Below are 5,323 nucleotides of genomic sequence, written 5' to 3'. Positions count from 1 at the left end.
TCCATACCGCCCACAACGCCTTGGGCATGCGCCAAAGGCGTGATGGCGAACAGCGCCAGCGCAAATGCCAGTGCCGCAAGCCAACGCATTCCTGGCATTTCCTGAGGGTACGCCGCCGTCCTGATCGCCTTGACCTTATTCATCATCGTCGATCCTCATCCCGTGAATGGATTTATAACGCGCATGTGACACGCGGGTTCCACGCTCATCGATGCATGACAATCGCGGTCACGGAAATGAGCGGCACATCGCCGCCACGTTTCCCTCGGCTTTGCCGTTAACGATGCCAACTCACCGAGACGTGCTTTGGCCCTTGGCATCGCCTGAGAGCGCGACTGGAACCATGGGGAGAATTCGGGCATAGTACCGGGCGGGGGAATGTGGTGCGACAATCAAAGGCCCGGAGGCCAGAGTTAAAATGCGTTCCCTTCTCGTTGCTGTAACCACCCTGATGCTGTTTGCCGCCGGCGCCGCGCAGGCCAAAGTCTCCATCACCGTCGACAAGGATGCGCAAATGCTGACCGTCGCCGTCGACGGCGTTCAGCGCTACCAGTGGCCGGTCTCCTCCGGCAATCCATCGCACGAGACGCCGAACGGCACCTTCCGTGCCTTCCGCATGGAAGCAAATCACTTCTCCAAGGAATTCGACGACGCGCCGATGCCGCACTCGATTTTCTTCACCAAGATCGGGCACGCGATCCACGGCACCGAGTCCGAAAGAAGCCTCGGCGTGCCGGTCTCGCATGGCTGCGTACGGCTGTCGCGCGCCCACGCCGCGACGCTGTACGCTTTGGTGGAAGAGCAAGGCGTCCTCAACACCACGGTGACATTGACCGGCTCCTCCACGGTTGCGCTGGCGCGTCTTCAGCGCCGCAACACGGCCGTGGCGCGCGCCGAACCCGCGCAGCCAAGCGAGCAATACCAACAACAATATTCGGATTCCGGTCAGCCGGTGGTGCTGACGCCGCAGCCGCAGTTCTTCCCCGGCCGCCGTCCTGTCCAGCAACAACCTGTGCAGCAGCAGGCCGACGACGGTTATATCTATCCTGCCGATGGCAGCTCGACCGACCAGCGCTATCCCGCGCCGCGCTCCAGCCGGCGCGCCTATGACGGGCAGGCTTACTATCAGCAGCAGCCCCAGCCCTCCTATGACGGCAACGGCTATCCGCAACCGCAGCGCTATCAGCAGCGCGGCCTGTTCGGCTTTCCGGACTGATGCGGCCCTTCCGCCTTGCCTTACAGCTGCGAGGCGTCCTTCAAGTCCCGCTTGATGGACGCCAGCAGCACTTGCAGCGTATCTGACGAGTCGGGACCGGCCGGCGACGGCGCCGCGACTTTCGATGCGGGAAGCCTCTCGGCGGGAGCAGGTTGGCGGGCTGGAGGTTTGACCGCGGCAGCTTTGATCACGGTGGGCTTCGCAGGAAACGGCGGCCTGGCTGGAAAGCGCTGATCGGGAAACGCGGGCGGCGTATCAGCCCCCGGCTCGGCATGGACGAAATCCCCGTGCAATACGTCGTCATGGCGGCCCATCAGCCACAGGGTGACCCAGTAGCCGACCGCCAGCACAACGATGGAAATGACCCCAACTTCAAACATTTTGGGCATACGCCTGAAAGCAGCAATGATTCAATGCCTTCAGGAGCGGGTCAAGCCCTCGCTGGGGTCCCGGCCCTGACATCGTACGCTGCCGCGGCGGGCACTTTTACGAACGTCAGAAGAGACATCGGCAACCATATGATTCCAGCGTGGCTTTGACTCTGACGTTCCTTCGAAGAGCTCGCGGCGACACTGAAAGGAACGGCAGTGTCGCCACGCTAGGGGTTTGCGGCGTCGCAGCGTTTGGTTAACGGCAACCAAGCAAGCAACCTTTAGCTAGCTCGCGCCCCGCAGCCTGCACGAGGTATTGCAGGTCACCGTATTGCCCTTCATGCACAGCCTGCACACGTCAACACACTGGTTGATCTGCTTGGCGTCATAGGCTGAGTAATGCTGGGCGATGCAGGAGCGCTGCTCAGGGGTATAGTCGATCTCCTGCGAGCAGGCCGACAGGCCAGCCGCGAGCGCTATCAGACAAACCAGACGTCGCAATCGCACGGTACGCTCTCCTGGATGAGCGCGTCCGGCCCCGTCCCATCCTGGAAAGTGGGCGCTAATCGGGGCCAAACTGCCTGTTTCACAACAATCAGCAGGCATGACGGTTTCCGCAAAATCGTGTTCAAAATGAGCGCGCGAGACGATCGGCCGAATATCGTCCGCGAGCGAACAATCGAACTGCCCCAGCGCCCGCATGGTTACGCGATTCGCAGGGGTTGGCGATGGCCGCCGGCGGCCGCCAACATAATTCCGTGGCCCGTACAACTCCGGGGCGCTAGTGTGCTGCAACGCATTCCCGTGGGTGCCCCTGGGGATTACACCTTACCTGGCAGCAACATGTCTGTGTCGGATGGCCTGAAGGCGAACCCGGTTTCGGGAGGGCGAAAGAGGAGTTCGCCGCTTCTGCTCATTGCCGCCTCGCTGCTGATCTTCGCGGCGATCGCCGGCGCGGCCTTCCTGCTGTGGCGGCCGACCACCTTGCGAATTGCCGTGGGGCCGGCCGGAAGCGACGATCAGAAGCTGATCCAGAGTCTGGCGCAAACCTTTGCCAGCGAGGGAAGTCCGATCCGGCTGACCTTGATCTCGACCGCCGGAGCAGTCGAAAGCCTCGGGCTTCTGGCGGCGGGTGAGACCGACCTCGCGGTCGGGCGCGCCGATGAAGAAATGCCCAAGGGGGCGGGATCGGTTGCCATCCTGCGCAAGAATGTCGTGGTGCTGTGGACTCCGTCGGGCGCGCCACGCAAGGGCGGGAAGAAAGACACCAAACCGAAGATCAAGGAGATCGGCGATCTCGAAGGCCATCGTATCGGCGTGATCGGCCGCACGCCGGTCAATGTCGCGCTGCTCAAGGTGATCCTGAGTGAATCCGGCGTCAACGTCGACAAGGTCGCCATTTCGCGATTCTCCACCGGCCAGATCACCGAGATGGTGCGCGACACCACGATCGACGCCTTCATGACGGTCGGTCCGCTCGACAGCAAGATCACGATCGACGCCATCAACACGACCGCCCGTCTGCGCGGCGAGCCGGCCTTTCTCGCCATCGACGTCTCCGAGGCGATCGCCCACAAACATCCGCTCTACGAGTCGGAGGAAATTCCCGGCAGTTCTTTCACCGCCTCCCCTGCCCGCCCCGACGACACGGTCGATACGGTCGGAGTCAATCACCTGATCGTGGCGCCGAAGTCGCTATCGGACGCGACGGTCGGCGCCTTCACGCGCGCCCTGTTTACCGTCCGTCCCTCGCTCGCCAGGGAAAATCCCGCCGCATCGAAAATCGAGAAGCCAGACACGGACAAGGACGCCGCAATCCCGGCGCATCCGGGCGCGGCAGCCTATATCGACGGCACCGAACGGACCTTCCTCGACAAATACAGCGACTACATCTGGGGCGCGGTGTTGCTGTTGTCCGTGCTCGGCTCGGGCACGGCATGGTTGCGCCATTACATGAAGCGCGACGAGCGCTCGCTCACCAGCGAGCATCGGGACAAATTGCTGGCGCATATCGCGCAGGTTCGCAAGATCGACTCCGTTGAAGAGCTCGATGCGCTACAGGAAGAAGCCGACGAATTCCTGCGCGAGACGCTCGAATGTTACGACGACGGCGCAATCGACGAAGGCGACCTGTCCGCCTACGGCCTCGTGCTCGAGCAGTTTCATCACGCGGTGGCCGATCGCCGTGCGGTGCTCGGCGCGAGCCCGGCCGCACAGCCGCGCGCACGCGTCTCGTGAAAAACGCGGGCGCCTGGAGCGCGATGATTTTTGTTTGAATCGCTTTGTCGGCGGACTCGGTTCACTTCTCCCCTTGCGGGAGAGCCCCGCTCACCCCCACCCCTCCCCCGCAAGGGGAGAGGGAGCGCACTTTTGTCGTGGTCGTGGTTCAACCTAACTTCATCTAGCTCTAAAACCCGACCAGCCGGCGGACGAGGCCTACCACGCTCGCATGATGGCGATGGTGGTAATGGTGATGCGACGCGGGTGCAGCCGTCTCGTCCGAAGCCGGGGCTTGGGAAACTTCGCGACCGGGACCGATCGATTCAAACTGCGCCTTCTGCTCGTCGCTCAGCTTGGCATAGAGATCGTCGAGCGCAGACTTGACGGTTTCGACCGCCTGCAACATCGCGTCGAGGCGCTTTCCGGCGGCGGAGAGCCGCGCCGGCGGCGTCAACGCCTCGTTGGGTTCGCAGGTGCCCTTGAGCATGTCGGCGGCCTTGGCGCTCGCATCCTTCAGATTGTTGAAGCTCGCGCGCTGGGCGTCGGTCGGATGGACCCGTTGCTCGATTTCGGCCGCCGGCCAATCGGTCGCACCCGGTTGTCCGTTGCCACAACCCTGTGTCAGCACGTCTTGGTGCCCTTGGTCGCGCCGCTGATCTTCGCCAAGCGCATTCAGCCGCGACTTCTGTTCGTCGTTGAGCAACCCGTAGAAGTGATCGAGCGGCGGCTGCACGATGTTGACCGCCGAGATCATCGCCTCGAGCCGCGTCTGCATCGCCGCCAGCCGGCCGGGCGCAGTCGACGCAACTTGTGACGGACAGGCATCCTTGATGATCTGGGCCGCCTTGACCGACGCATTGGCGAGATCGTCGAGCGCCTTGCGCTCATCGTCATCCGGATTGATCGCCTGCTGGATCCGGTCGATCGGAAGGCCGGCGATTTCCTGGGTGTCCTGGCCGCACATCTGCGTCAGTTCGTTCGGCGCAGCCGCAGGACCGGACGACGACGCAGCACCGCTACGGGCAGCACCGCCGCCGACATAACCGCCGCCGGCATAACCGCCGCCGTAAGGCAGATAGCCGGCTAGGTCGTCATAACCATAAGGCGCGAAAATTCCGGCGTAGAGATCGCCATAGCCATAGTCCCAGAACGAGGGACCATAGCCCCACATCGCATAGTCAGACATGTCGTCGTAGGCGAACGGCCAGAACAGCGGGCCGACCCAGCCATAGCCGCCATTGCCGTGCCGCCACCAGCCGCCCTGCCGGTCGTGACCACGCCATCCGGCTGTCGCCGCGGCTGCCGAAATATGCGCCCGCGATGCCGGATTGTGCAGCGCACCGCGGTTATGCAGCGCGCCAGCAACAGCAGCGCCGGCAAGTGCGTGATGAACGGCGTTCGCCCGCATCGCGGCGTGCCGGTTGTTTCCACCGTTACGTCCCGCCAGCGAGTGAGCCCCGCCGAAGTTGCCGCCGCGGCCTGCATGCGAAATTACGCCACCGCCGCGGCCTGCATG

5 protein-coding genes are annotated in these 5,323 nt (G+C 63.3%); 2 read left to right on the top strand and 3 right to left on the bottom strand.

Annotation, left to right across the window (positions count from 1 at the left end; translation table 11 throughout):
* The first annotated feature begins 418 nt into the window (after nucleotides 1–418).
* The gene (locus tag WB528_RS27100; RefSeq protein WP_423892421.1) at nucleotides 419–1,216 is read left to right on the top strand and encodes a L,D-transpeptidase; all 798 of its coding nucleotides are present in this window, start codon (nucleotides 419–421) and stop codon (nucleotides 1,214–1,216) included.
* Between the two features lie 20 nt (nucleotides 1,217–1,236).
* Here WB528_RS27100 and WB528_RS27095 read toward each other — a convergent pair whose 3' ends face one another.
* A complete protein-coding gene (locus tag WB528_RS27095) occupies nucleotides 1,237–1,596 on the bottom strand; it encodes a hypothetical protein (protein WP_423892420.1) in 360 nt (119 codons plus the stop codon).
* 276 nt (nucleotides 1,597–1,872) lie between these two features.
* A complete protein-coding gene (locus WB528_RS27090) occupies nucleotides 1,873–2,094 on the bottom strand; it encodes a hypothetical protein (RefSeq protein WP_423892419.1) in 222 nt (73 codons plus the stop codon).
* Between the two features lie 336 nt (nucleotides 2,095–2,430).
* On the opposite strand from WB528_RS27090, the gene WB528_RS27085 reads away from it, so the two are divergent.
* Nucleotides 2,431–3,825, top strand: coding sequence for a TAXI family TRAP transporter solute-binding subunit (locus WB528_RS27085; protein ID WP_423892418.1), 1,395 nt, complete (start codon nucleotides 2,431–2,433; stop codon nucleotides 3,823–3,825).
* 169 nt (nucleotides 3,826–3,994) lie between these two features.
* Here the strand turns inward: WB528_RS27085 and WB528_RS27080 are convergent.
* The coding region (locus WB528_RS27080) for a Spy/CpxP family protein refolding chaperone (protein ID WP_423892417.1) at nucleotides 3,995–5,323 on the bottom strand (1,329 nt) is incomplete at its 5' end.

The sequence above is a fragment of the Bradyrhizobium sp. genome (assembly GCF_049586575.1).
Classification (GTDB): domain Bacteria; phylum Pseudomonadota; class Alphaproteobacteria; order Rhizobiales; family Xanthobacteraceae; genus Bradyrhizobium.
Note: the sequence above shows the minus strand (reverse complement) of the source record. Positions and strands in the feature narration are given on the sequence as shown.